This window comes from Glycomyces harbinensis, from assembly GCF_900101745.1.
Classification (GTDB): domain Bacteria; phylum Actinomycetota; class Actinomycetes; order Mycobacteriales; family Micromonosporaceae; genus Glycomyces; species Glycomyces harbinensis.
The window spans coordinates 98,410-121,331 of sequence record NZ_FNAD01000017.1 but is presented as its reverse complement, the minus strand read 5'-3'; the positions used below and the strand labels follow the sequence as shown (position 1 = coordinate 121,331).

Here is a 22,922-nt window from a genome sequence, read left to right as displayed (position 1 = left end):
CGGCCCGGGCCGCGCCCCATCTGCGCGACCCGGGCCTCTTTTCCCCGATAGAGAGGTGGCTCTGTTAGGCGTCCAGGAGTTCCTGGGCCTTGGAGATGGCTTCGTTCATCTGCTCCTGCCAGGCGTAGACGTCCTCTTCGATGGCGGCGTACGCCTCGACGTGGACCGCTTCGTAGGCCTTCTCGGAGGCGTCGGCGTAGCCGGTCTCCTCGCCGCACTCGGAGAAGTCGACGGCCGTCTGGATCTCGTAGGCCTTCCACTCCTCATACGTGGTTCCGGCGGCCTCGGGGATCGGGGGGATCTCGGCGTCGCTGTCGCCGATCATCATCTCCCGCTCCTCCTCCTCGGCGTTCTGGTAGTAGAGCGCGCCGAAGAACTCCCAGATCGGGAGCGAGTTGTACTCGGTGAACTCCCAGCCCTCGTAGCCGCGCTCGGCGATGCAGTCGGTGAACTCGTACTGCAAGTCGGTCATCTGCTCGGCGTACTTCGCCTCGATGTCCTCCCACATGGTCTCGTCGGCCCAGGCGGGGTTCTCGGGGCGGTAGGACCAGTAGGTGTACGTCTCGGTCTCGCCGTCGTACTCCTCGGTCTCCTCGATGAGCTCGGGCTCGCCGTAGAGGGCCTGGATCATCTCGAGCTGGCAGCCGCCGGGCTTGGGCTCGACCCACTCCTCGTCGTCCCCGACGTCGATCGCGCCTTCTTCACCGCCTTCGACGGCCTCTTCCTCGACGATCTCCTCCTCGGCGTACTCGCCCTCGCCGGCCATCATGTCGGCGTACTCCTGGGCGCTGCCGTAGGACTGCACGGCGTACTCCTCGCCCTGGTAGGCGACGTACCAGGCGTACTGGTCCTCAGGGGAGAGCGCGTCCCACTCGGTGGAGTCGGGCTCCTCCCAGGAGTCGTCCTCCTCCGCGTACTTCTCCTCCTGCGACGTCCAGTAGTCCTCGGAGGCGGGGTCGTCCATGCCGTCGGGGCTGTTGGACCACTGGCCGAAGCCCCACTCGGCGGCCTCCTCGGCGTCGAGCAGGAACTCCTCGTGGGGGTAGTACGAGGTGAGGGAGTCCTGCTCGGGCTCCTCGTACGCCATCATGGCCCAGGGCTCGTGGACGGTGAAGCCCTGCTCCTCGAGGCAATTCTGAACGATGCGGAACTCGGCGGCCATGAGCTCGCCGTCGATGCGGCTGCTCTCGTTGAGCATCTCGACGAGGCGGTCCTCATCGGACTGCTCCTCCTCGCCTCCGATGCCGAGCATCCCGCAGCCGGCGGTCAGTGCGAGCACGGCAACCGCGCCGAGCCCGATCGCGCCTTTCTTTGCGGACATCGTCCATCTCCTCGCATGCTTGGGTGTGTCTATTCGCAAAGACGTGGCGATGGTTCGTTTTCGTTGCAGCCCGGGCGGAATCTTCTGAGAAATCTCCGGGAACGCGACAACCGGGGCCGCACCGCTCGCGCGGTGCGACCCCGGTCGCCGTACAGGGGCTGGGAGGCCCCGGAGAGAGCGGCAGGCGCTACTTGAGGGAGACGCCGGCGCCGGCGCCCTCGAGGGCTTCCTTCGCCTTCTCGGCGTCTTCCTTCTTCGCGCCTTCGAGGACGGCCTTGGGGGCGCTCTCGACGAGCTCCTTGGCTTCCTTCAGGCCGAGGCCGGTGAGGGCCCGAACTTCCTTGATGACCTTGATCTTCGACTCGCCGGCGGAGTCGAGGACGACATCGAAGGTGTCCTTCTCGACAGCGGCCTCGGCGGCGGGGCCGGCGGCGGCGGCGACGGCGACCGGAGCGGCAGCCGTGACGTCGAACTCTTCCTCGAACGCCTTGACGAACTCGGAGACCTCGAGGAGGGTCATCTCCTTGAACGCGTCGAGCAGTTCCGTGGTGGACAGCTTGGCCATGGTGTTTCCTTTCTTTAAAGTCTCGGGCCGGCGGCGTTATTCGCCACTGGCCGCTTTCTTGTCCTGCAGCGCCGCACCGAGCCGGGCCACCTGCGATGCAGGGGCGGCGAGCACGGAAGCGGTCTTCTGCGCGGTGGCCTTCAGCGCGCCGGCCAGCTTGGCCAGCAGCACTTCGCGGGATTCGAGGTCGGCGAGCTTGGAGATCTCATCGACGGAGAGGGGCTTGCCCTCCATGTACCCGCCCTTGATGACCAAGGCTTCGTGCGACTTCGCGAAGGCGCGGAGACCCTTCGCGGCTTCCACCGGGTCGCCTTCGATGAAGGTGATCGCGGTGGGGCCGGTGAACAGGTCGTCAAGGCCGGTGACACCGGCCCTGTTGGCGGCGCGCTTGGCGAGCGTGTTCTTGGCGACGCGGTAACGCGTGCCCTCGCCGAGGGATCGCCGCAGCTCGCGAAGCTCCGCAACCGTGAGGCCGCGGTACTCGGTGAGCACCGTGGCGTTCGCGTTGGAGAACTCTTCGGCGAGTTCGACGATGGCGGTCTGCTTACCCGCCGGATATTCCCTGTCAGCCATATTTCCCTCCTTTCTCGGCTGAGCAATCCTCAACCGTCGCGGAGGCGACAAAAAAGGCGCCCCTGCGGGACGCCTCATCATTGGGACCTGAGGCCGTTGCCGGCCCACACCATGGTCGCTTCGAGTAGTCGCCCTACGTTGGTCCCGGGTGGTTTACAACCGCACGAGGCGGTGACCGAACGGTCTTTGGGTTGTCGGGACAAAGTTATCACGCGGCGACGGCGCAGCCCCGGCGCAGGAGTCTGCACCGGGGCTGCGTCACACTCGAGGCGCTACTTGATCTTGACCGCCTGCGGGTCGACGGGGATGCCCGGACCCATGGTGGTCGAGACGGTGACCTTCTTGATGTACACGCCCTTGGAGCTGGAGGGCTTCAAGCGCTGCACCTCTTCGAGGGCCGCGTTGTAGTTCTCGGCCAGCTGCTCCGCGGAGAAGCTGGTCTTGCCGATCGGCAGGTGCAGGTTGGAGTGCTTGTCGACGCGGAAGGCGATCTTGCCGGCCTTGATCTCCGTGACGGCCTTGGCGACGTCCGGCGTGACGGTGCCGGTCTTCGGGTTCGGCATGAGACCGCGCGGGCCCAGGATGCGCGCGATCCGGCCGATCTTGGCCATCTGGTCGGGCGTCGCGACGGCGGCGTCGAAGTCGAGCCAGCCCTCGGAGATCCGCTTGACGAGCTCGTCGGAGCCGACCTCGTCGGCACCGGCGGCGACGGCGGCCTCGGCCCTGTCGCCCTCGGCGAAGACGATCACGCGGACGGTCTTGCCCGTGCCGTGGGGCAGGGAGACGGTGCCGCGGACCAGCTGGTCGGCCTGGCGCGGGTCGACGCCGAGGCGCAGGGCGACCTCGACGGTGGCGTCGAACGACGTCGGGGAGGTCTCCTTGGCGAGGCCGGTGGCCTCGGCGGGAGCGTAGAGCTGCGTCCTGTCGACCTTCTTGGCGAGGTCGGAGTACTTCTTGCTGCGCTTCATGTTCCATCCTTCGGATGTCGTGGTGAGGGCGGGCGCGCGCCCTTCCACTGGGTTGATGCCGGCGTGCCGGCGGTGACGTTGGGCTGTTACGCCTCGACGGTGATGCCCATGGAGCGGGCGGTGCCCGCGACGATGAGCGACGCGGCGTCGAGGTCGTTGGCGTTGAGGTCGGGGAGCTTCTTCTCCGCGATCTCGCGCACCTGGGCCTGGGTCACCTTGCCGACCTTGACGCGGTGGGGCTCGCCAGAGCCCTTCGCGACACCGGCGGCCTTGAGCAGGAGCTTGGCGGCCGGCGGGGTCTTGAGGATGAACGTGAACGAACGGTCCTCGTACACCGTGATCTCAGCGGGGAGGACTTCGCCGCGCTGGGATTCGGTGGCCGCGTTGTAGGCCTTGCAGAACTCCATGATGTTGACGCCGTGCTGGCCGAGGGCGGGACCCACCGGCGGGGCCGGGGTGGCCTGGCCACCCGCGAGCTCCAGCTTGAACGTCACAACGGCCTTTTTGTTGGGAGCCATCGTGTCCTTCTCTTCCTGGGCTGTGCAGGGATTCCCCCTGCCTTACGTGCTCGCACCTGCGACTGTGCCGCCGGCTCGGCCCGCAGGCTTCGCAACGGCGCTGTCGGCTCAGCTCGCAAGCTTCGCTGAGCTGGTGCGCAACCTCTCCAGGGTACCTGCCGTACGGGCGGTGACCTCGGGCGAGGTGTGTGAGCTGCAACAGACGCCACAGACGCCGGGCAGCACGCGGGCGGTGCCGCACGAAGCGGCACCGCCCGGGACGTCCTAGAGCTTGGAGACCTGGTTGAAGTTGAGCTCCACGGGGGTCTCGCGGCCGAAGATGGAGACGAGGACCTTCAGCTTCTGCTGCTCGGCGTTGATCTCGCTGATCGTGGCCGGCATCGAGGCGAACGCGCCGTCGACGACGGTGACGGACTCGCCCTCGGTGAAGTCGACCTTGATGTCGTCGCCGGAGGAGCCGGAGTCCGAGGCGGACTCGTCCTTGGGCTTCTGCTCGGGCGGGAGCAGCCACTGGATGACCTCGTCGAGCGGGAGCGGGCTGGGCCGGTCGGTGCGGTCGACCACGCCGACGAAGCCGGTCACGCCCGGCGTGTTGCGCACGACCGAGTAGGACTCGGGGGTCATCTCCATGCGGACGAGCACGTAGGAGGGGAAGACCTTGGCCTCGACCTTGGAGCGCTTGCCGTTCTTGATCTCCACCTCGGTGTGGGTGGGGACCTCGATCTGGTAGATGTAGTCCTCCATGTCGAAGGACTGGATCCGGTTCTCCAGGTTCGAGCGCACCCGGTTCTCGAAGCCGGCGTACGAGTGCAGCACGTACCACTCGCCGGGGGCGAAGCGCAGTTTGGCGCGCAGCGCCTCGGCCGGGTCGACTTCGGGCTCGCCCGTCTCGGCGACGTCCTCTTCCTCGATCTCCGGCTCCGCGTCGACGTCCGCGGCCTGCGCCGCGGCGGCCTGCGCCTCGACCTCGTTCTTCAGGGCCTCGTCGAACTCAGACACGCTCAACTCTCATTCCGGCTAAGCCCCGCGACAACGGGGCACTGCGACTGGACTCTCTCGCGGCGAGTGTTCTCTCAGCCGCATCGGTCTCCCGGATGCGGCGATCCCCGCCTGTGAAGTCGCGCGCCGGCGGAACCGGCGCGCGTCATACCAACTAGGGTAGCCGCTCCGGACGGCGGCGCGCCTCAGGCACCGGCGAACCGGCGCAGGTCACGCAATCCGCCCAGCCGCTCAGCGTGCGGGGCGAACCGCGGCAGGGGTCAGGAGTCGGCGCCGAAGGCCCGGCTGACGAGGTCGCCGAAGAGCAGGTCGAGGCCGCCGATGTAGGCCATCACGATGCCCACGAAGACCAGGACCACGATGGAGTAGGTGATGAGCTGGCGCCGGGTCGGGTAGACGACCTTGCGGAGCTGCTCCACGACCTCGCGCAGGAAGCGGCCGAGCTTCTTGAAGGGGTTGCGCTCGGCGGTCTTCTCGCCGCGCTTGCGCGTGGGACGTCCCTTGTCAGCGGTCGCATCGGAGCGGCTGGTGTCGTCGGCCACGTCGGCTTCCTCCAGGGTTCGTCTGATCGGGGCAGTCAGGATTGCAGCATACCGGACTAGCCGGAGGCGTCAGAATCGCGGCGGCGCGCTTCGTACGCGGCGCTGATTTCCGCTCGGCGCTCGTTCCAGTGGTCGTGCATCAGGCGCATCTCCACCTTGGCGAACTCCATGAACGCGGCGGTCTGGATGAGCCGGTCGCGGCCGGGGCCGTCGGGGAGGGCCTCGATGCCGATGACCGCGGTGTCGCGGTAGCGGTCGAGGAAGCCGGACCGGTCGAGCATGATCGAGCCCCAGATGTCGGCGTCGTTGAGGCGGTAGACGTCGGCGCGGGTGGACGCGCGGCGGCCCTTGAAGAGCAGTCCGGCGGCGAGGAGCTCGCGGACGGCCCCGGAGACGGCGGCGAGGCTGATGCCCAGGCCCTCGGCGATGTCGGCGGCGGTGTAGGTGTCGTCGTCGTCCACGAGGATGTAGGTGAACACGCGCGCGGCCATGCGCTGCATCCCGCTGGAGGTGAGGATCGCGGCGAACTGCTCCACGTACTCGAGCAGGGCCTTGCGCTCAGCGCTGTGCTCTTCCATCGTTTCCCTTCGCCGCAACCTGACGGATCTTGATATTATCTTGACGCGACATGACTTTCACAAATTCATGAAAACTATGATAACTTGTGTGCATGAACGCAGTGATCCGCACTGAGGACCTGGTCAAGCGCTTCGGTCACGTGACCGCGCTCGACCATCTCAACCTTGAAGTCTCCCAAGGGGAGACCCACGGCTTCCTCGGCCCCAACGGCGCAGGGAAGTCCACCACCATCCGCGTCCTGCTCGGGATGCTCCGCTCCGACGAGGGCCGCGCCGAGCTCTTCGGCGCCGACCCCTGGAAGCACGCCGCCGAACTGCACCGGCGCCTCGCCTACGTGCCCGGCGACGTCGCCCTCTGGCCCGGCCTGTCCGGCGGGGAGACCATCGACCTCCTCGGACGCCTGCGCGGCGGCATCGACAAGGCCAAGCGCGACGAGCTGCTGGAGCGGTTCGACCTCGACCCGCGCAAGAAGGGCCGCTCGTACTCCAAGGGCAACCGGCAGAAGGTCGCCCTCGTGGCCGCGTTCGCCGCCGACGTGGACCTACTCCTGCTCGACGAGCCGACCTCGGGCCTGGACCCGCTCATGGGCGCGGTCTTCAACGAATGCGTGAAGGAGGCCTCGGCCCAGGGCCGCACGGTGCTCCTGTCGAGCCACATCATGAGCGAGGTCGAAGCGCTCTGCGACCGGGTGAGCATCATCCGCAAGGGCGTCATCGCCGAGTCCGGCTCGCTCGCCGAGATGCGGCACTTCTCGCGCTCGCGCCTGCGCGCCACCCTCAAGAACCCCGTGCGGGGCCTGGAGGACCACGACGGCGTCCACGGCCTCAAGACCGACGGCCTCGACGTCGAATGCGACGTCGACACCGCGGCGCTCGACGACGTGCTCGCCCAGCTGGCCGTCGCCGGCGTCGCCGCCCTCACGTGCGAGCCGCCGTCGCTGGAGCAGATCTTCCTGCGCTTCTACGGCGACGAACTCGCCGCCTCGGGCGTCACCAACGGGGAAGGGAACGGATCATGACCACCGCGGCGGCGGAGATCGAAGACGGCCTGGGCACGCTCGCCGGCACCGGCAAGCTCCTGCGGTTCTACCTGCGCCGGACCCGGATCTTCCTGATCGGCTGGCTCGGCGGCATGTTCGCCTTCAGCGCGCTCATGGCGGTCTCCCTGCCAGAGCTCTACCCCGACGCGGCCGCTCGCGCAGAAGGCGCGGCACTGCTCGACACTCCCGCGATGCGGTTCATGACCGGGCCCTCGCAGTACATCGACGCGTACGGCGAATCGGTCGGCGCGATGTTCGCCCACCAGATACTGATGTGGTCGCTCGCCGTCACCGGCGTCATGTTCATCCTGCTCGTCACCAGGCTCACCCGCGCCGACGAGGAGACCTCCCGCTCGGAGGTGGTCCGCTCCCTGCCGGTCGGACGCCGCGCCGACCTGGCCGCGGCGCTCCTGCTGTCGCTCATCGCCGCCGTGGCCCTGGGCGCCTTGATCACGCTGTCGGTCATGGGGCTCGAGGGCACCGAGTCCAGCCAGGCGGTCCTGTACGGATCGACCTTCACGGCCACCGGCATCAGTTTCGCGGCCATCACCGCGGTGTGCTCCCAGCTCGCCGCCTACAGCTCCACGGCCAACGGCCTGGCGTTCGCCGTCCTCGGCTTCGCCTTCCTCATGGCCGGGGCCGGCTACGCCGAGGGGAGCTGGCTCTCCTGGCTCTCCCCGATCGGCTGGCCCGAGCTGACCTACGTCTACACGCCCGAACAGCGCTGGTGGCCGCTCGTCTTCGCCGCCGCGGTCTCGGCGGCGCTGGCGTGGCTCGCCTTCGCGCTGGTCGCCAAGCGCGACTTCGGCGCGGGGATGCTGACGACCAGGCCCGGCCGCGCCTTCGCGAAACCGGGTCTGCGCTCGGCGACGGCCCTGACCTTCCGCCTCACCAAGGGCATGCTCTGGACGGCGGTCATCAGCATGCTGCTGCTGGGCCTCGCCTACGGATCGGTCATCGGCAGCGCCGACCAGTTCCTGGACAGCATGTCGGAAACGCAGCAGGAAGTATTCACCCGAGGCAGCTCCGCGCCTCCCGAGGACTCGTTCGCGGTCACCGTGACCCAGGTGCAGGCGTACATCGCCCTGATCTTCGCGCTGCTGGTCATCGGCCGCGCCCGCAAGGAGGAGACGGGCGGCCGGGGCGAACTGCTCGGCTCCTCGCCCGTCGCCCGCTCCGGCTGGCCCGGTTCGTACTTCGTTGCCGCGATGGTGAACGGCACGGTCGGTACGCTGGTCGGCGGGCTCACGCTGGCGCTGATCGGGGCCGCCTCCCTGGGCTGGGACACGTTCGGGAAGCTCACGCTCGCCTCACTGAACTACCTGCCCGCCGTATGGGTCGTGATCGCGGCCGCGTTCGCCCTGCTCGGCTGGGTGCCGAGATTCGGCGCACTGCGGTGGCTGCTGTGGCTGTACGTGTTCGTCATCGGCTACTTCGGCTCGATCATCGAGGGCATGCCCGAGTGGGTCGGGAAGGGATCGCCGTTCAAGCACGTCGCCGAATACCCGCTGGAGGACATGGACTGGCCGGCGGTCGCCGCACTGACCGCGGTCGCGGCGGGGCTCGCGATCCTCGGCTACGTCGGCATCCGGCGCAGGGACCTCCACTTCAGCTGACACTCAAGGAAACCAGGCGCCGCCGGTCCGACACCCCGGACCGGCGGCGCCGTCCGTTCGCCTCACCGGGGCGGGATTGTCATACCCCCGTGCTTCGCTGTGATTTCATGGGCACCGTGTCAGACCTCCGGTACGAGTTGATCGATCCGCCCGCCGAGGCGTCCGAGTTCGAACTCGACCCCGCGCAGCGGACGGTGGTCGAACACGCCTCCGGGCCGCTCCTGGTTCGCGGCGGGCCGCAGACCGGGAAGACCGAATCGCTCGTGCGGGCCGCGGGAGCGAAGGTCGCGGCCGGGGCCGACCCCGCCTCGATCCTGGTGTTCGGGCTGCGCCGCCAGGACACCGCCCACCTGCGCTGGCGCCTCAACGCCGCCACCGCCCCCTACTCGGCCGCCGAGATCGGCGTGTTCACCTTCCCCGCCTTCGCGTTCGCGATCCTGCGGTCCGCCGCCGCGGCGCAGGGCCGCGACGAGCCGCGGCTGCTCACCGGCCCCGAGGCCGACGCGCTCATCCGCTCCATGCTCGAAGGCGAGGACTTCGACTGGCCCGAGGGCTTCGACGAGGCGGTGCAGACCTACGCGTTCGCGCAGCAGCTGCGCGACCTCGTCCTGCGCTGCGGGGAGCGCGGACTGAGCGGGCCGGGGCTGGCCTCGCTCGGCGCCGAGCACGACCGGCCCGCGTGGTCGGCCGCCGCCCGCTTCTACGACCGGTACGTGACCACGCTCGCGATCCAGTCGATGTCGAGCGCCCTGTACGACTCCGCCGAGATCGTGCGCGCCGCCGTCGCGGCGCTCCGGCGCGACCCGAGCCTGTTCCCCAGGCCCGCTTGGGTGTTCGTCGACGACCTCCAGGACGCCACGCCGGCGCACCTGGCGCTGCTGGACCTCCTCGCGGGCGGCGGCGGGAACCTCGTCGCGGCCGGGACGCCCGACGCGGCCGTGTTCGGCTACCAGGGCGGCGACCCCGAATCGGTGCGCGACTTCCCCAACCGGTTCCTCACCCCCGGCGGCGCGGAGGCGCCCGTCGTGCAGCTGAACGACACCCACACGGTCGCGCTCGCGCCGCTCGAGGCCACCACCGTCCTGTCGCGGCGGCTGCGCGGCACCGACAAGGACCGCCGGCGCGGCACCGCATCGGAGGAGCCGGGCCGCGCCGACGTCGTGTACCTGCCGTCGCCGACGCGCGAGGCGGTCTACCTCGCCGACATCGCTCGCCGCTCGCACCTGCTCGACGGAATCCCCTACGGCGACATGGCCGTCGTCGTCAAGTCGGCCTCGGCGATCCCGCACCTGCGCCGAGCCATGCAGCACGCGGGCGTGCCCACCAGGCAGGCCGCCGACGACGTGCCGCTGCCCGCCCACCCCACGGTGCGCGACCTCCTGCGGGTGGTCCTGGTCGGGCGCCACCCCGAGCGGCTCGACGAGACCACCGCGGCCGGACTCCTGCACTCCCCGTTCGGCGGCGCCGACCCGTTCGCCGAACGGCGCCTGCGCCAGGAGCTGCGGCGCCTCGCCGTCGCCGCCGACGACTTCTCCCCCGGATCCGACCTGCTCGTGGAGTCGCTCGCCGACCCCGACCGGATCGCGGCGCTCCCCGAGGAGGACTGGGCCGAGCCCGCGCGGCGCCTCGACGCGCTCTTCGCGGCCGCGCGGGAGCCCGGCGGGATCACCGAGACGCTGTGGACGGTCTGGGAGGCTTCCGGCCTCGGCGAGCGTCTGCGGCGCCGCGCCCTGTCCTCGGACCGCCGGGCCCAGCGGGCCGACGCCGAACTCGACGCCGTCATCGCCCTGTTCGACCTCGCCGCCGACTACGAGCTCAAGCAGCCCGGCGCGGGCGCCGACGTCTTCTGCGAGCACGTCCTCCACCAGCAGCTGCCCGGCGACTTCCTCTCGGCCCGAGCCGAACTCGGCGACGCCGTCACCCTCACCACGGCCCACGCCGCCCACGGGCGCCGCTGGGACTTCGTCATCGTCGCCGGGGCCCAGGAAGGGTCCTGGCCCAATCTGCGCCCGCGCGGTTCGCTCCTGGGCGCCGAGGCGCTGGTCGACGTCCTCGACGGCCGCGCCGACGTCGACCAGGTCGCCCAGCTCCTCGACGAGGAGCGGCGGCTCTTCTACAACGCCTGCACGCGCGCCCGCGTGCGGCTCCTGGTCACCGCCGTCGACTCCGACGACGCCCAGCCCAGCCGGTTCTGCGGCGAACTGGGGATCGAGCCGGTCGCCGCGCCCCGGCGCGGCAGGCCGCTGAGCCTCGCGTCGCTCACCGCACGGCTGCGCGAGGCCGTCGTGGACTCCGGGCACCTCGAACGCGACGCGGCCGCGGCCGGCCTGCGGCGGCTCGCCGCCGAGGGCGTGCCCGGGGCCGACCCCGCCCGCTGGTGGGGCCTCGCCGAACTCTCCGACGAGCGCGCGCTGGCCCTCGCGGGCGAGACGATCAGGATCTCGCCGTCCCAAGTGGAGATGACCCAGCAGTGCGGGCTGCGGTGGGTGCTGGAGTCCAACGGCGCCGACGCCGGCGACCTCCTCCCCCGCCATCTCGGCACGCTCCTGCACGCCGCCGCCGAGGCCGTCACGGTCGACCCTTCGGCGGATCCGGCCGAGGTCATGGAGCGCGTCGTCGGCGAGCACTTCGACCGGCTGCCGTTCGAAGCGCCCTGGCACGCCGAGCAGCAGCGCCGCCGCGTCGCGGGCGCGGTCGAGCGGTTCACGGCGTGGCTCAGCGCCAACCGCCGGGAGCTGTTGGGCGCGGAGCGCTCGTTCCGCGTGAAGCTGGAGGTCGGCCCGCCCGGGGTCGAGGTCGTCATGTCCGGCCAGATCGACCGGCTCGAACGCGACGCTGACGGACGGCTGTACGTGGTGGACCTCAAGACCGGGAAGCACGCGCCGAGGGCCGACGAGGCGAAGACGCACGCCCAGTTGGGCGCGTACCAGCTCGCCGTCACCGAGGGGGCCTTCGAGGAGGGCAGCGAGGCGGGCGGCGCCGAACTGGTCTACCCGAACATCGACCGGAAGTCGATCCGCGTCGTCGAGCAGGGTCCGCTCGGCGAGGGCGAGAACCCCGACTGGGCGCGCGAGGCGGTGGCGGACGCGGCCGACCGCATGGCGGGGGCCGAGTTCGAGGCTCGGAGCACCAGCAAGTGCTCGACCTGCAAGGTCAGGCAGTGCTGCCCGATCGCGGACGAGGGACGGCAGGTCACCGATGAGTAGTTTCAGTGCGCACGGGCTGGCCAACCGGCTCGGCGGGAACCGTCCGACGCCGGAGCAGGAGGCGGTGATCGAGGCGGGCCGGGACCCGATGCTCGTCATCGCGGGGGCCGGATCGGGCAAGACCACGACCATGGCCGACCGCGTCGTGTGGCTCATCGCGAACCGCGTCGCCCGCCCCGAGCACATCCTCGGCCTCACCTTCACCCGCAAGGCGGCCGCCGAGCTCGCCTCGCGCGTCCGCGACAAGCTCAGGCGGCTCACCGAGTCGCTCCCGGACCTGTCCGAACTCCACGGCGAACCCACCGTCTCGACCTACAACGCGTACGCGGGCAACCTGGTCGGCGAGCACGGGCTGCGCATCGGCATCGAGCCGGGCACGCGGATCATCACCGACACGGGCCGCTGGCAGATCGCGCGGGACCTGGTGTGCGCGTGGGACGGCGAGATGACCGAGTTCGACGTGGGGATCGACGAGGTCACCAAGCGCGTGCTGCAGCTCGCCGGGCAGCTCGCGGAGCACCTTCGCGAGGGGTCGGAGCTGCGGGCCTTCGGCCGCGACCTGTACGAGGAGCTGGAGGAGCGCACCAACGGCAAGCCGCTGAACGGCGAGTTCCGCGGCCTGGCGTCGCTGCGGCGCAAGTACGACCAGCTGCTGCCGCTGGTCGAGGCGTGGGAGCGGCGCAAGCGCGAGCTGGGGGTCATGGACTTCGCCGACCAGCTGTCGCTCGCGGCGCAGCTGGTCACGGGCGCGCCCGAGATCATCAGCGCCGAGCGCGACCGGTGGCGGGTGGTGCTCCTCGACGAGTACCAGGACACGTCGTTCTCCCAGGTGTCGCTGCTGCGGGACCTGTTCGGCGGCGGGCACCCGGTGACGGCCGTGGGCGACCCGAACCAGTCGATCTACTCGTGGCGCGGCGCCTCGGCCGGGACGCTCCAGCGCTTCCCCGTGGAGTTCCGCGCCGCCGGCGGCGAACCCGCGAAGGTCGCGTACCTGACCAAGTCGTGGCGCAACCGCGAGGCGGTCCTCGACGTCGCGAACGCGGTGTCCGCGCCGCTGCGCGTGGGCAACGTCCCGCCGCTGACGGTGGGCGCGAAGTTCGACGACGAGCACGGGCGCGGGGCCGTCGAGGCGTCGATGCACCTCTCGGCCGCCGACGAGGCGGACTGGATCGCGTCCCGGCTGGTCGCAGTGTGGCGGCCCGGCGAGGAGGAGACCGCGGCGGTCCTCATCCGCAAGCGCCGCCAGATCCCGGCCCTCCACCGGGCGCTGACGAACGCGGGCCTGCCGGTGCAGGTGGTCGGCTCGCTCGGGCTGCTGTACTTCCCGGAGGTGGCCGAGACCGTCGCGATGCTGCGGGCCGCCGCCGATCCCACGAACGGCCCCGCGCTCATGCGCCTCCTCGCCGGGAACCGGTGGCGCATCGGCCCCCGGGACATCGCGGCGCTGTGGGCGCGGGCGCACGAGCTGGCGCCGGACTCGCGCGGCTTCGAACCGGACGCCGGGGTGGAGGCGGAGGCGTCGCTCGCCGACGCGCTGTCCGATCCCGGTCCGGCAGAACGGTATTCGACGCTGGGGCTGCTGCGGTTCGCGCAGCTCCACGAGGAGCTGAGCTGGATTCGCGGCCGCCTGGGGCAGAGCCTGCCCGACGTGGTCGGCGACGTCATCACGCATACGGGCCTGGACGTGGAGGTCATGCTCCACCACGGCGACCTGTCGAACCTGGACGAGTTCACGGATGTGGCCGCGGCCTACGAGAACGACACGGCCGGGGCGAGCATCCCCGGCTTCCTCTCGTACCTCGAGACCGCGGCCGAGCAGGAGCGGGGCCTGACCGTGGAGGGCGCCAACCCGGCCGGGGGCGTCGTGCAGCTGCTCACCGTGCACGCCGCGAAGGGCCTGGAGTGGGACGTCGTCGCCGTGCCGGGGCTGTGCGAGGGGATCCTCCCGAGCACGAACCACGACTCGACCTGGGCCACCGACGCTTCGCGCCTGCCGTACCCGCTGCGCGGCGACGCGGACAACCTGCCGGTCCTGAGCCTGGACGAGGCCCGCATCCCCTCGGAGGTCGCGAAGTCCGTCAAGGAGTTCAAGAAGGAGGACCACCAGGCGAACCTCGGCGAGGAGCGCCGCCTGGCGTACGTGGCGCTGACGCGCGCCCGCCGGGCGCTGCTCGCGAGCGGGTACTGGTGGGACGCCGAGAAGCAGGGCAAGCGGGAGCCGGCGCCGTACCTCCAGGAGGCGGGCAGCGCGGGTGCCGAGACCCCGGTCTGGGCCGACCCGGGGCCGTCCAACCCGCTCGAGGACCAGGCGCGCACGGCGCCGTGGCCGAGCAAGGCGCCCTTGGGCTCCCGACAGGCCGCGTTCGCGGAGGCGGCGGGCCTGGTGCTGGAGGCGGCCGAGCCCGACGAGGGAGGGCCGCAGGCGCGCCAGTGGACCGAGGAGGCCGAGCTGCTGCTGGCCGAGCGCGACGAGCGCGAGTCGGGGGTCGTGCGGCTCCCGAGGCCGGTGCGGCTGTCGACCTCCCAGCTGATGGCGATGCGCGCCGACGAGGAGGCCTTCGCGGCGGCGCGGCGGCGCCCGATGCCGCAGCCGCCGCGGCAGGCGACGCAGCGGGGCACGGAGTTCCACGCGTGGGTGGAGGAGTTCTTCGGGGGCGGCACGCTGTTCGACCCCGTGGACCTGCCCGGCGCGGCCGACGCCGTCGCCGACCAGGCCGACCTGGACCGGCTCAAGGCGGACTTCAGGAACTCCGAGTGGGCCCGGCGCGACATCGCGGCCCAGGAGGTCCCGTTCGTGATCGCCTACGAGGGCATGGTCGTGCGCGGGCGCATCGACGCGATCTTCCACCGTGAGGGCGGCGGCTACGACATCGTCGACTGGAAGACCGGGCGCCCGCCAACGGGCGAGGCGGCCGAGCACGCGGCGCTCCAGCTGAAGGTCTACCGGAAGGCGTGGGCGAGGCTCAAGGGCGTCGACGAGTCCGAAGTCCGCGCGGCCTTCCACTACGTCGGCGCGAACCACACGTGGTGGCCGGGCCTCGATTAGTGTGAACGCCTCGCGGCGTTCGGCATGGTTTGGCCGCCGGTTTGCGCGGCGGCGTTACGGTGATGACCGGCCGGTCCCGTTCCGGCCGCGGGCCCCGCTACCCACGGGGCCGTCACCGGATCCCCCATTTGATTGGAACTCATGCACACTCAGACGAAGCTCCGCGCCGCCCGCCGCGTCACCGTCCTCGCCGGCGGCACGTTCGCCCTCGCCCTGACGCTGGCCGCCTGCGGCGCCGGCAACGACACGCCCGACGGCGCGGTGGAGAACTTCCTCGACAACGGCGCCGAGGACATGGTCAACGCCGTCCTCGAGGGCGACAGCGCGGCGGCGAAGGAAGCCGCGGAGGAGCACCTCTGCGCGGACGACGTGTCCGGTGTCGAGGAGGCGGCCACCATGTTCGAAGGCATGTCCGAGGAGGAGCGCCAGGAGGCGATGGACATGGGCGGCGACTCGCTGTCCATGTTCGAGGACATGTCCTACGAGATCGGCGAGGCCACCGAGGACGGCGACACCGCCTCGGTCGACGTCTCGATCACCGCCGACGGCGAGACCACCGACGAGACCTTCGACCTCGTCAAGGAAGACGACGCCTGGAAGATCTGCGGCACGTTCGCCTAAGCGACGCGAAGCGTAGGGCCCGGCGACCGATGGTCGCCGGGCCCCTCTTGCTCGGCGCGCAGGAGTCGAGCACAGCCGAGGTCCGAGCCGCTGCAGCCTGGGCATCGGTCATTCGGAGAGCAGTGTCTGCCACTGCTCGGCGATGTCGCCGACATCGGACAGGCTGCCGGAGGCGACGGCGATGACCAGGTCGTAAGCCTTGTCCTCGATGACGTCGGGGCCGTCCAGCCGCAAGCCGTTGAGTTCGAGGAATGTCGCTGCGGCCAAGAACCCGAGACGCTTGTTCCCATCGACCAGCGGATGGTTCGCGACGATGGAGTGCAGCAACGCCGCAGCCTTCTCCGGGACCGATTCGTATGCCTCGGTTCCGAACACGTTCGTTCGCGGGCGGGCGGCGGCCGACTCCAGCAATCCGATGTCGCGAATGCCGACGTTCGGTCCTGCGGCCACTGCCGCGAGATCGATCAGTTCCTCGGTCGAGAGGTAGCGCGGCACTATTCGCTCAGTCTCGCCATCAGCCCGGCATGCCGCTTCGCGATGCCCTCTGCCGTCGATCGGACATGACTGCGCTGGCGCCGCTCGATCCACTCTGCGATGGCCAATTCGGCGGCGCTGTTCATCGACAGTCCCGCTTCCGCGGCGGCCTCTTGGAATTTGCGCTCCACCTCGTCGGAGAGCCTGAGTGTCCTTGCCATCTAGCCACCTCGATTCTGGTTGCATCGATGATACCACTTGTGCCACCAAGTCGGCAGCGGTGAAGATACGGGAGAGGGCCCGGCGACCATCGGTCGCCGGGCCCTCTCTTGCTTTCTAGCGCTTCTCGACCGCGGCCTTGACCGTGGTCTCCCCGGCTTCGCCTGCGGTGGCGCCGTCGGGGAGGTCGCCGAAGACCAGGTCCAGGGCGAGGGTCTCGGCCTGGACGAAGTCGCGGTGCGTCTCGATCGCGGCGCGGACCTCGCTCCCCGCGTCCACGGTCGCGGTGACGCGGTCGGTGACGTCCAGGTCGGCGTCCTTGCGGGCTTGCTGAATCACGCGGACCACGTCGCGGGCCAGGCCCTCGGCGGCGAGTTCGGGGGTGACCTCGGTGTCGAGCACCAGCACCCCGCCCTCGTTCGGCAGGGCCTCGGTGTGCTCGGCGTCGACCGCGACCATGGCCAGCTCGTACTCGCCGTCCTGCAGGACCACGCCCCCGGCGGTGACGGTGCCGTCGGTGACGGTCCAGTCGCCGGCCTTGACGGCCTTGATGACCCGCTGCACGTCCTTGCCCAGGCGGGGGCCGAGGGCGCGCGGGACCAGCTTGAGGTCCGACCTGCTGTAGGCCTCCACGTCCGAGTCGAACTCGACGGTCTTGACGTTCAGCTCGTCCTTGAGCAGGTCCGCGAACGGCGCGAGGCGCTCGGCGTGGCCGGTCGCCACGGTGACCTTCGCCAGCGGCAGGCGCACGCGCAGCTTGCGGGCCTTGCGCATGAACAGGCCGACCGACGCGATGTCGCGGATGGTGTCCATGGCCTCGACCAGGGCGTGGTCGGCCAGCAGGTCGTCGGCCGCGGGCCAGTCCGCGAGGTGCACGGAGCGGCCGCCGGTGAGGCCCCGCCAGATGTCCTCGGCGACCATCGGCAGCAGCGGCGCGGCCACCTCGGTGGCGGTCTTCAGCGCCGTCGCGAGCGTGGCGAATCCGGCCTCGTCGCCCTCCCAGAACCGGTCGCGCGAGCGGCGCACGTACCAGTTGGTGAGGCTCTCGAGGTAGGAGCGGAACGCGGCGGTCGCGGCGACCAGGTCGTACTCGTCCATCGCGGCGGTCATGGTGTCGACCAGTTCGCGGGTCTTCGCCAGCAGGTACCTGTCGAGCCGGTGCTCCGAGGCCAGCGCGGTGGCGCGGGCCTGGGCGGGGCTCGCCTCGTAGCCGGCGGCCCCGGCGTAGAGCGTGTAGAAGTACCACACGTTCCACAGCGGGAGCACGATCTGGCGCACGGCGTCGCGGAAGCCGGTCTCGGTGACGGGCATGTCGCCGCCGCGCAGGACCGGGGAGGAGACGAGGAACCAGCGCATGGCGTCGGAGCCGTACTGCTCGTAGGACTCGCGCACGTCCGGGTAGTTCTTGAGCGACTTGGACATCTTCTGGCCGTCGGCGCCCAGGAGCGTGCCGTGGACGAGCGCGGTGCGGAACGCGGGCCGGTCGAACAGGGCGGTCGCGAGGACGTGCAGCAGGTAGAACCAGCCGCGGGTCTGCGCGGTGTACTCGACGATGAAGTCGCCCGGGTAGTGGTGCTCGAACCAGTCGGCGTTCTCGAACGGGTAGTGGACCTGTGCGAACGGCATGGACCCGGATTCGAACCAGCAGTCGAGGACTTCGGGGACGCGGCGCATGACGGACTTCCCGGTGGGGTCGTCCGGGTTGGGACGCACCAGGTTGTCGATGCCGGGCCGGTGGAGGTCGGTGACGGGCACGCCGAAGTCGCGTTCGAGGTCGGCGAGCGAGCCGTAGACGTCGGTGCGCGGGTAGGCGGGGTCGTCCGAGACCCATACGGGGATGGGCGAGCCCCAGAAGCGGTTGCGGCTGATGTTCCAGTCGCGGGCGTTGGCGAGCCACTTGCCGAACTGGCCGTCCTTGATGTGGCCCGGGGTCCAGTCGATCTCCTGGTTGAGTTCGACCATGCGGTCGCGGAACTTCGTGACGGCCACGAACCACGCGGACAGGGCCCGCTGGATGAGCGGGGAGCCGCAGCGCCAGCAGTGCGGGTAGTTGTGGTTGTAGGTGTCGTGGCGCAGGAGCCGCTGGGTGGCCTTGAGGTCGTTGATGATGAGCTTGTTGGCCTCGAAGACGTGGACGCCCGCGTAGGGGGGGACCTCGTCGGTGAACTTGCCGGAGCTGTCGACGGGGACGACCGGTTCGATGTCGGCGGCGTCGGTGACGAGCTTGTCCTCCTCGCCGAAGGCGGGGGCGATGTGGACGACGCCGGTGCCGTCTTCGGTGGTGACGTAGTCGGCGGCGAGGACCTGGTGGGCGTTGGTGCGGCCGGCGAAGAAGTCGAACGGCGGGTTGTAGCGCAGCCCGACGAGGTCGGCGCCCTTATGGCGGGACAGGACCGGCGGGTCCTCGCCGAGTTCGCGGGCGTAGGCGCCGAGGCGGGCCTCGGCGAGGAGGTAGCGGCTGCCTTCGGACTCGACGACGACGTAGTCGACGCCGGGGTGGACGGCGGCGGCGAGGTTGGAGGGCAGGGTCCAGGGCGTGGTGGTCCACACCAGGAGCTTGACGCCTTCGAGTTCGCCCTCAGTGGTGACGTCGAGGCCGACGGTGACGGCCGGGTCCTGGCGGTCCCGGTAGGTGTCGTCCATCTTGGTCTCGGTGGCGGCCAGGGGGGTCTCGCAGCGCCAGCAGTACCACAGGACGCGGTAGCCCTCGTAGATGAGGCCCTTGTCGTGGAGGGTCTTGAAGGCCCACATGACGCTCTCCATGTAGGTGAGGTCGAGGGTCTTGTAGTCGTTCTCGAAGTCGACCCAGCGGGCCTGGCGGGTGACGTAGTCGACCCATTCGCCGGTGAACTGGAGGACGGAGGCCTTCGCGGCGGCGTTGAAGCGGTCGACGCCGTAGGCCTCGATGTCGGCCTTGGACTTGAGGCCGAGCTCCTTCTCGGTGGTGACCTCGGCGGGCATGCCGTGGGTGTCCCAGCCGAAGCGGCGTTCGACGCGGCGCCCGCGCATGGTCTGGTACCGGGGGACGATGTCCTTGACGTAGCCGGTGAGGAGGTGCCCGTAGTGGGGCAGGCCGTTGGCGAAGGGGGGCCCGTCGTAGAAGACGAACTCGTTGGCGCCGTTCTCGCCGGCGTCGCGGGCCTCGATGGAGGCGGCGAACGTGTCGTCCTTGGTCCAGAAGTCGAGCACGCGGCGTTCGACTTCGGGGAGGTTCGGGCTCGCGGGTACGCCGCGGTCGGGGTCGTCCAGTGGATATGCCATGGGCTCGGTGTCTCCTCGTCACACACCTTGCTTCGGTGTGCGAGGACGAGCCGTGCCCCCGGTGTTGGGGGCGGACCCGCGGTACCACCTCGCTTGGCGCACTGGGTGCGCCCGCTCGATTCGGCGGCGTGACGTGCCGCGTCCGTCCGGTTCTAGTGGGGCCCGGGTGGGGCCTTTTCTTCCGGAGGCTCGCCGGTGATGGCCGGGTCGACGCTGTTGTGGACCAGTGTAGCGCCACCGGCGGGGCGGGGCGCGAGTGAATTGCGCGGGGCCCGGTGGGGGCGGTGTCGCGCCGAATACCGGTTCCCGTCCCGCTGGTCGGACATGTAGTATTCGCCCTGTGAGAATCCACGCACGCAACTGGTGGTGGCGTCGCTGAGGCGGCGTCCGGCTTTAGCGTGCAAGCGAAGCAAGCGACCGTCTGGCAGGCGGTCGCTTCGTCGTATCCGGGGTCGGCCGCCTCACGGACGGGACTTGTGACCCAGTGAGGAATGAGGCCCCATGACGATCTTCCGTACCCCGTCGGGCGTGTCGGTGGAACGCACTGTCACCGCGCTCGACTCGAACGACCTGACGGACGTGGTGTCGCAGGTCGAGACGCGCCGCGGCGGCGTGCTCTCCAGCGGCATGGAGTATCCGGGGCGCTATTCGCGCTATCACCTGGCGTACGTGGACCCGTCGCTGGAGGTCGTGGCGCGCGGCCGGTCGGTGACGGTGCGCCAGCTGAACGCGCGCGGCTACCTGCTGGTGGACGTGCTCGCGGACGCGCTGACCGAGGCCGGGGTGGGGGCGGTGACCCGGTGCGACCGCGAGGTGCACGTCGAGGTGCCGACTCCGACGGGACGGGTGCCCGAGGAGCTGCGTTCGAAGCAGCCGACGGCGTTCTCGGCGCTGCGGGTGGTGCTCGACGCGCTGCGGTGCGACGACCCGTACCTGGGCCTGTGGGGGGCGTTCGGGTACGACCTGGCCTACCAGTTCGAGCCGATCCCGTTCGCGAAGGAGCGGCCCGAGGACGCGCGCGACCTGGTGCTGCACCTTGCCGACGAGATCTACGTGGTCGACCGCAAGCGCGAGACCGCGCAGGTGCGCCGGTACGAGTTCACGCTCGGGGACCGGTCCACGAAGGGCCTGTCGCGCGAGACCGAGTCGCTCGGCTACGTTCCGGCCGCTTCGGTGCCCGAGGGGCCGGTGCCGGGCGTGTACGCCGACACGGTGCGCCGCGCCAAGCGCGAGTTCAAGGCCGGCAACCTGTTCGAGGTCGTGCCGGGGCACGAGATGTACGCGGCGTGCGATTCGCCGACCGCGTTCTACGAGCGGCTGCGGACCGCCAACCCCGCGCCGTACGAGTTCCTGTTCAACCTCGGCGACCGCGAGTACCTGGTGGGCGCCTCGCCGGAGATGTTCGTGCGGGTCACGGGCGACCGGGTGGAGACGTGCCCGATCTCGGGGACGATCGCGCGCGGGGACGACCCGATGCACGACGCCTCGCAGATCGCCGCGCTCATCGGCTCCGCGAAGGAGGAGTCGGAGCTGACGATGTGCACCGACGTGGACCGCAACGACAAGGCCCGCGTGTGCGTGCCCGGTTCGGTGAAGGTGCTGGGGCGCCGCCAGATCGAGTTGTACTCGCGGCTGATCCACACGGTGGACCACATCGAGGGGCGGCTGCGGCCGGAGATGGACGCGCTGGACGCGTTCCTGACCCACATGTGGGCGGTGACGGTGACCGGCGCACCGAAGACGTGGGCGATGCGGTTCATCGAGGAGCAGGAGACGACGCCGCGGCGCTGGTACGGCGGGGCGGTGGGCTTCGTCGGCTTCGACGGGTCGATGAACACCGGGCTGACGCTGCGCACGGCGCAGATCAGGGACGGGGTCGCGTGCGTGCGCGCGGGCGCGACGCTGCTGTACGACTCCGACCCGGACGCCGAAGAGGCCGAGACGCACCTGAAGGCGCGGGCGCTGCTGGAGACCGCGGCGGGCGGGATCGGGGCCGCGGCGCCGGTGCCCGAGCCGATCGAGATCGCTGGCGGCCCGGCCGGGGTGGGCCGCAGGGTCCTCCTGGTCGACCACGAGGACTCGTTCGTGAACACCCTCGGCGACTACTTCCGCCAGCACGGCTGCGAGGTGACGACGCTGCGGTTCGGGTTCGACGCGGCCGCGACGCTCGATGAACTGGACCCCGACCTGGTGGTGCTCTCGCCGGGGCCGGGGCGGCCGCAGGACTTCGACACGGCGGGCCTGCTCGACGCGATCAGTGCGAAGGGCCTGCCCGCGTTCGGCGTCTGCCTGGGCCTCCAGGCGATGGTCGAGTACACCGGCGGCGAGCTGTCGCTGCTGGAGGAGCCGAGCCACGGCAAGCCCGGGAACGTGAAGGTGACCGGCGGGGGCCTGTTCGACGGGCTGCCCGACGAGGTGACGGCCGCGCGCTACCACTCGCTGTACGCCACGGCGGACCAGGTCCAGGGCGGCTTCGTGCCGACGGCGGCGATCGACGAGGTGGTCATGGCGATCGAGGCGCCCGCGAAGCGCTGGTTCGGGGTGCAGTTCCACCCCGAGTCGATCCTGACCGCGTCCGGGGCCCACGGGCACCGGATCATCGGGAACGCGCTGCGGCTGACCGCGCGCTGACCCGACCGGCGCCGTCCCGCCGCGGGAGCGGCCCGGGCGCAGACGAACAGAGGGCCGGGAGGCGCTGCGGCGCTTCCCGGCCTCGTCGTCCGCGGCTTGTCGCGTGCCGCCGCGGCGGCACGGCTACGAGGTGAACTCCCAGTCCTGGAGGCAGCCCCAGGCGCCGTGGCCCCAGTTGCCGTTCCAGTAGATCTCGAGCCAGTAGGCGCTGGCGACGCCGCACGCGTCGTATTCACCGCCGTCGACCCGCTCGCAGGAGGCCTGCACCCAGGTGCCGGCCGGGATGATCCCGAGGATCTGCGAGCCGGCCTCGGCCCGGAGCCGGTGGTTGAGGCCGTCGGTGAACCGCGCCCGGCAGGTGCGAGGCTCGGCCGCGGTGTCGGGAGCGGCCGTGTTCTCGATCCGGGACTTCACGGGCGTCGGCGCTTCGATGGGCGCCGCCGTGGCCGAAGTGCTGGCGGTCAGCGAGAGCGCGAACGCGGCTGCCGTGACGCCGATGGCAGTGAAGAGCTTCTTCAATACCATGATCACCCCTTTGGTGAACTTGATCATGATCACGCCTTATGGCGCGCTCTCAACCTAATTACGCAACAGGGTGTTTTCTCGACAAAACGGCTAGTGTCGGGAAGCCGACACGACGGCGTCGGCGCGCCGCCGGATGACGGCCCGCCTCGATCTTCGGGGTCGGCGGGCGGTGCGGTCGGCGGCTCGTCGCGGATTGCGGCAGGGGCCGGGCGGTCGGAC

Annotated in this window: 18 protein-coding genes; 6 read left to right on the top strand and 12 right to left on the bottom strand. The window is 70.5% G+C overall.

Features of this window, described 5'->3' with window-relative positions; genetic code table 11:
• Nucleotides 1-64: 64 nt before the first annotated feature.
• From BLQ63_RS22655 to BLQ63_RS22620, 8 genes are all read right to left on the bottom strand, one after another.
• Entirely contained in the window at nt 65-1,321 is a 1,257-nt protein-coding gene (locus tag BLQ63_RS22655; RefSeq protein ID WP_091039807.1) for a hypothetical protein, read from the bottom strand.
• 187 nt (nt 1,322-1,508) lie between these two features.
• Nucleotides 1,509-1,886 carry a 50S ribosomal protein L7/L12 gene (gene rplL, locus BLQ63_RS22650; protein WP_091039806.1) on the bottom strand — a complete coding sequence of 126 codons (378 nt, stop codon included), beginning with the start codon at nt 1,884-1,886 and terminating at the stop codon, nt 1,509-1,511.
• A 36-nt stretch (nt 1,887-1,922) separates the two neighbouring features.
• On the bottom strand, nt 1,923-2,459 hold the full coding sequence (gene rplJ, locus BLQ63_RS22645) for a 50S ribosomal protein L10 (protein ID WP_091039805.1): 537 nt from the start codon (nt 2,457-2,459) through the stop codon (nt 1,923-1,925).
• Nucleotides 2,460-2,731: 272 nt separating this feature from the next.
• Nucleotides 2,732-3,427, bottom strand: a complete 696-nt coding sequence (gene rplA / locus BLQ63_RS22640) for a 50S ribosomal protein L1 (protein ID WP_091039804.1) — start codon at nt 3,425-3,427, stop codon at nt 2,732-2,734.
• An 86-nt stretch (nt 3,428-3,513) separates the two neighbouring features.
• The gene (gene rplK / locus BLQ63_RS22635; protein ID WP_091039803.1) at nt 3,514-3,945 is read right to left on the bottom strand and encodes a 50S ribosomal protein L11; all 432 of its coding nucleotides are present in this window, start codon (nt 3,943-3,945) and stop codon (nt 3,514-3,516) included.
• A gap of 264 nt (nt 3,946-4,209) precedes the next feature.
• Nucleotides 4,210-4,944, bottom strand: coding sequence for a transcription termination/antitermination protein NusG (nusG, locus tag BLQ63_RS22630; RefSeq protein ID WP_245681060.1), 735 nt, complete (start codon nt 4,942-4,944; stop codon nt 4,210-4,212).
• A gap of 260 nt (nt 4,945-5,204) precedes the next feature.
• Complete coding sequence (gene secE / locus BLQ63_RS22625; RefSeq protein ID WP_218125437.1) at nt 5,205-5,486, bottom strand: preprotein translocase subunit SecE; 282 nt, start codon at nt 5,484-5,486, stop codon at nt 5,205-5,207.
• Nucleotides 5,487-5,542: 56 nt separating this feature from the next.
• Nucleotides 5,543-6,064, bottom strand: coding sequence for a GbsR/MarR family transcriptional regulator (locus BLQ63_RS22620; RefSeq protein ID WP_091039800.1), 522 nt, complete (start codon nt 6,062-6,064; stop codon nt 5,543-5,545).
• Nucleotides 6,065-6,156: 92 nt separating this feature from the next.
• Here BLQ63_RS22620 and BLQ63_RS22615 point away from each other — a divergent pair, with 92 nt between their 5' ends.
• From BLQ63_RS22615 to BLQ63_RS22600, 5 genes are all read left to right on the top strand, one after another.
• On the top strand, nt 6,157-7,083 hold the full coding sequence (locus BLQ63_RS22615; RefSeq protein ID WP_091039799.1) for an ABC transporter ATP-binding protein: 927 nt from the start codon (nt 6,157-6,159) through the stop codon (nt 7,081-7,083).
• Nucleotides 7,080-8,720: an ABC transporter permease gene (locus BLQ63_RS28610; protein ID WP_177155066.1), complete on the top strand. Its 1,641-nt coding sequence runs from the start codon at nt 7,080-7,082 to the stop codon at nt 8,718-8,720. The genes BLQ63_RS22615 and BLQ63_RS28610 overlap by 4 nt, the downstream gene beginning before the upstream one ends.
• Before the next feature lie 116 nt (nt 8,721-8,836).
• Complete coding sequence (locus tag BLQ63_RS22610; RefSeq protein WP_177155065.1) at nt 8,837-11,926, top strand: ATP-dependent DNA helicase; 3,090 nt, start codon at nt 8,837-8,839, stop codon at nt 11,924-11,926.
• Nucleotides 11,919-14,972, top strand: a complete 3,054-nt coding sequence (locus BLQ63_RS22605) for an ATP-dependent helicase (RefSeq protein ID WP_091039797.1) — start codon at nt 11,919-11,921, stop codon at nt 14,970-14,972. The genes BLQ63_RS22610 and BLQ63_RS22605 overlap by 8 nt, the downstream gene beginning before the upstream one ends.
• A 141-nt stretch (nt 14,973-15,113) precedes the next feature.
• Nucleotides 15,114-15,593, top strand: a complete 480-nt coding sequence (locus BLQ63_RS22600; RefSeq protein ID WP_091039796.1) for a DUF4878 domain-containing protein — start codon at nt 15,114-15,116, stop codon at nt 15,591-15,593.
• A 108-nt stretch (nt 15,594-15,701) separates the two neighbouring features.
• Here BLQ63_RS22600 and BLQ63_RS28065 read toward each other — a convergent pair whose 3' ends face one another.
• The 3 genes from BLQ63_RS28065 to ileS all read right to left on the bottom strand — a co-directional run bounded on the left by BLQ63_RS28065 (nt 15,702) and on the right by ileS (nt 19,547).
• Complete coding sequence (locus tag BLQ63_RS28065; protein WP_143015051.1) at nt 15,702-16,088, bottom strand: type II toxin-antitoxin system death-on-curing family toxin; 387 nt, start codon at nt 16,086-16,088, stop codon at nt 15,702-15,704.
• On the bottom strand, nt 16,088-16,288 hold the full coding sequence (locus BLQ63_RS28060) for a ribbon-helix-helix protein, CopG family (protein ID WP_143015050.1): 201 nt from the start codon (nt 16,286-16,288) through the stop codon (nt 16,088-16,090). Before BLQ63_RS28060 ends, BLQ63_RS28065 begins: the two co-directional genes overlap by 1 nt.
• 115 nt (nt 16,289-16,403) lie before the next feature.
• Complete coding sequence (gene ileS, locus BLQ63_RS22590; RefSeq protein WP_091039794.1) at nt 16,404-19,547, bottom strand: isoleucine--tRNA ligase; 3,144 nt, start codon at nt 19,545-19,547, stop codon at nt 16,404-16,406.
• Nucleotides 19,548-20,048: 501 nt separating this feature from the next.
• Between ileS and BLQ63_RS22585 the strand changes: the two genes are divergently transcribed.
• Nucleotides 20,049-22,178 carry an anthranilate synthase component I gene (locus BLQ63_RS22585; protein WP_091039793.1) on the top strand — a complete coding sequence of 710 codons (2,130 nt, stop codon included), beginning with the start codon at nt 20,049-20,051 and terminating at the stop codon, nt 22,176-22,178.
• Between the two features lie 123 nt (nt 22,179-22,301).
• On the opposite strand, the gene BLQ63_RS22580 is transcribed toward BLQ63_RS22585, so the two are convergent.
• Entirely contained in the window at nt 22,302-22,730 is a 429-nt protein-coding gene (locus BLQ63_RS22580) for a hypothetical protein (RefSeq protein ID WP_143015049.1), read from the bottom strand.
• Nucleotides 22,731-22,922: the final 192 nt, after the last annotated feature.

What these genes read in the sequence shown, in the direction of transcription:
- BLQ63_RS22655 (WP_091039807.1), bottom strand. Translation starts at nt 1,321, where the DNA reads ATGTCCGCAAAGAAAGGCGCGATCGGGCTCGGCGCGGTTGCCGTGCTC.
- rplL (WP_091039806.1), bottom strand. Translation starts at nt 1,886, where the DNA reads ATGGCCAAGCTGTCCACCACGGAACTGCTCGACGCGTTCAAGGAGATG.
- rplJ (WP_091039805.1), bottom strand. Translation starts at nt 2,459, where the DNA reads ATGGCTGACAGGGAATATCCGGCGGGTAAGCAGACCGCCATCGTCGAA.
- rplA (WP_091039804.1), bottom strand. Translation starts at nt 3,427, where the DNA reads ATGAAGCGCAGCAAGAAGTACTCCGACCTCGCCAAGAAGGTCGACAGG.
- rplK (WP_091039803.1), bottom strand. Translation starts at nt 3,945, where the DNA reads ATGGCTCCCAACAAAAAGGCCGTTGTGACGTTCAAGCTGGAGCTCGCG.
- BLQ63_RS22620 (WP_091039800.1), bottom strand. Translation starts at nt 6,064, where the DNA reads ATGGAAGAGCACAGCGCTGAGCGCAAGGCCCTGCTCGAGTACGTGGAG.
- BLQ63_RS22615 (WP_091039799.1), top strand. Translation starts at nt 6,157, where the DNA reads ATGAACGCAGTGATCCGCACTGAGGACCTGGTCAAGCGCTTCGGTCAC.
- BLQ63_RS28610 (WP_177155066.1), top strand. Translation starts at nt 7,080, where the DNA reads ATGACCACCGCGGCGGCGGAGATCGAAGACGGCCTGGGCACGCTCGCC.
- BLQ63_RS22605 (WP_091039797.1), top strand. Translation starts at nt 11,919, where the DNA reads ATGAGTAGTTTCAGTGCGCACGGGCTGGCCAACCGGCTCGGCGGGAAC.
- BLQ63_RS22600 (WP_091039796.1), top strand. Translation starts at nt 15,114, where the DNA reads ATGCACACTCAGACGAAGCTCCGCGCCGCCCGCCGCGTCACCGTCCTC.
- BLQ63_RS28060 (WP_143015050.1), bottom strand. Translation starts at nt 16,288, where the DNA reads ATGGCAAGGACACTCAGGCTCTCCGACGAGGTGGAGCGCAAATTCCAA.
- ileS (WP_091039794.1), bottom strand. Translation starts at nt 19,547, where the DNA reads ATGGCATATCCACTGGACGACCCCGACCGCGGCGTACCCGCGAGCCCG.
- BLQ63_RS22585 (WP_091039793.1), top strand. Translation starts at nt 20,049, where the DNA reads ATGACGATCTTCCGTACCCCGTCGGGCGTGTCGGTGGAACGCACTGTC.
- BLQ63_RS22580 (WP_143015049.1), bottom strand. Translation starts at nt 22,730, where the DNA reads ATGATCAAGTTCACCAAAGGGGTGATCATGGTATTGAAGAAGCTCTTC.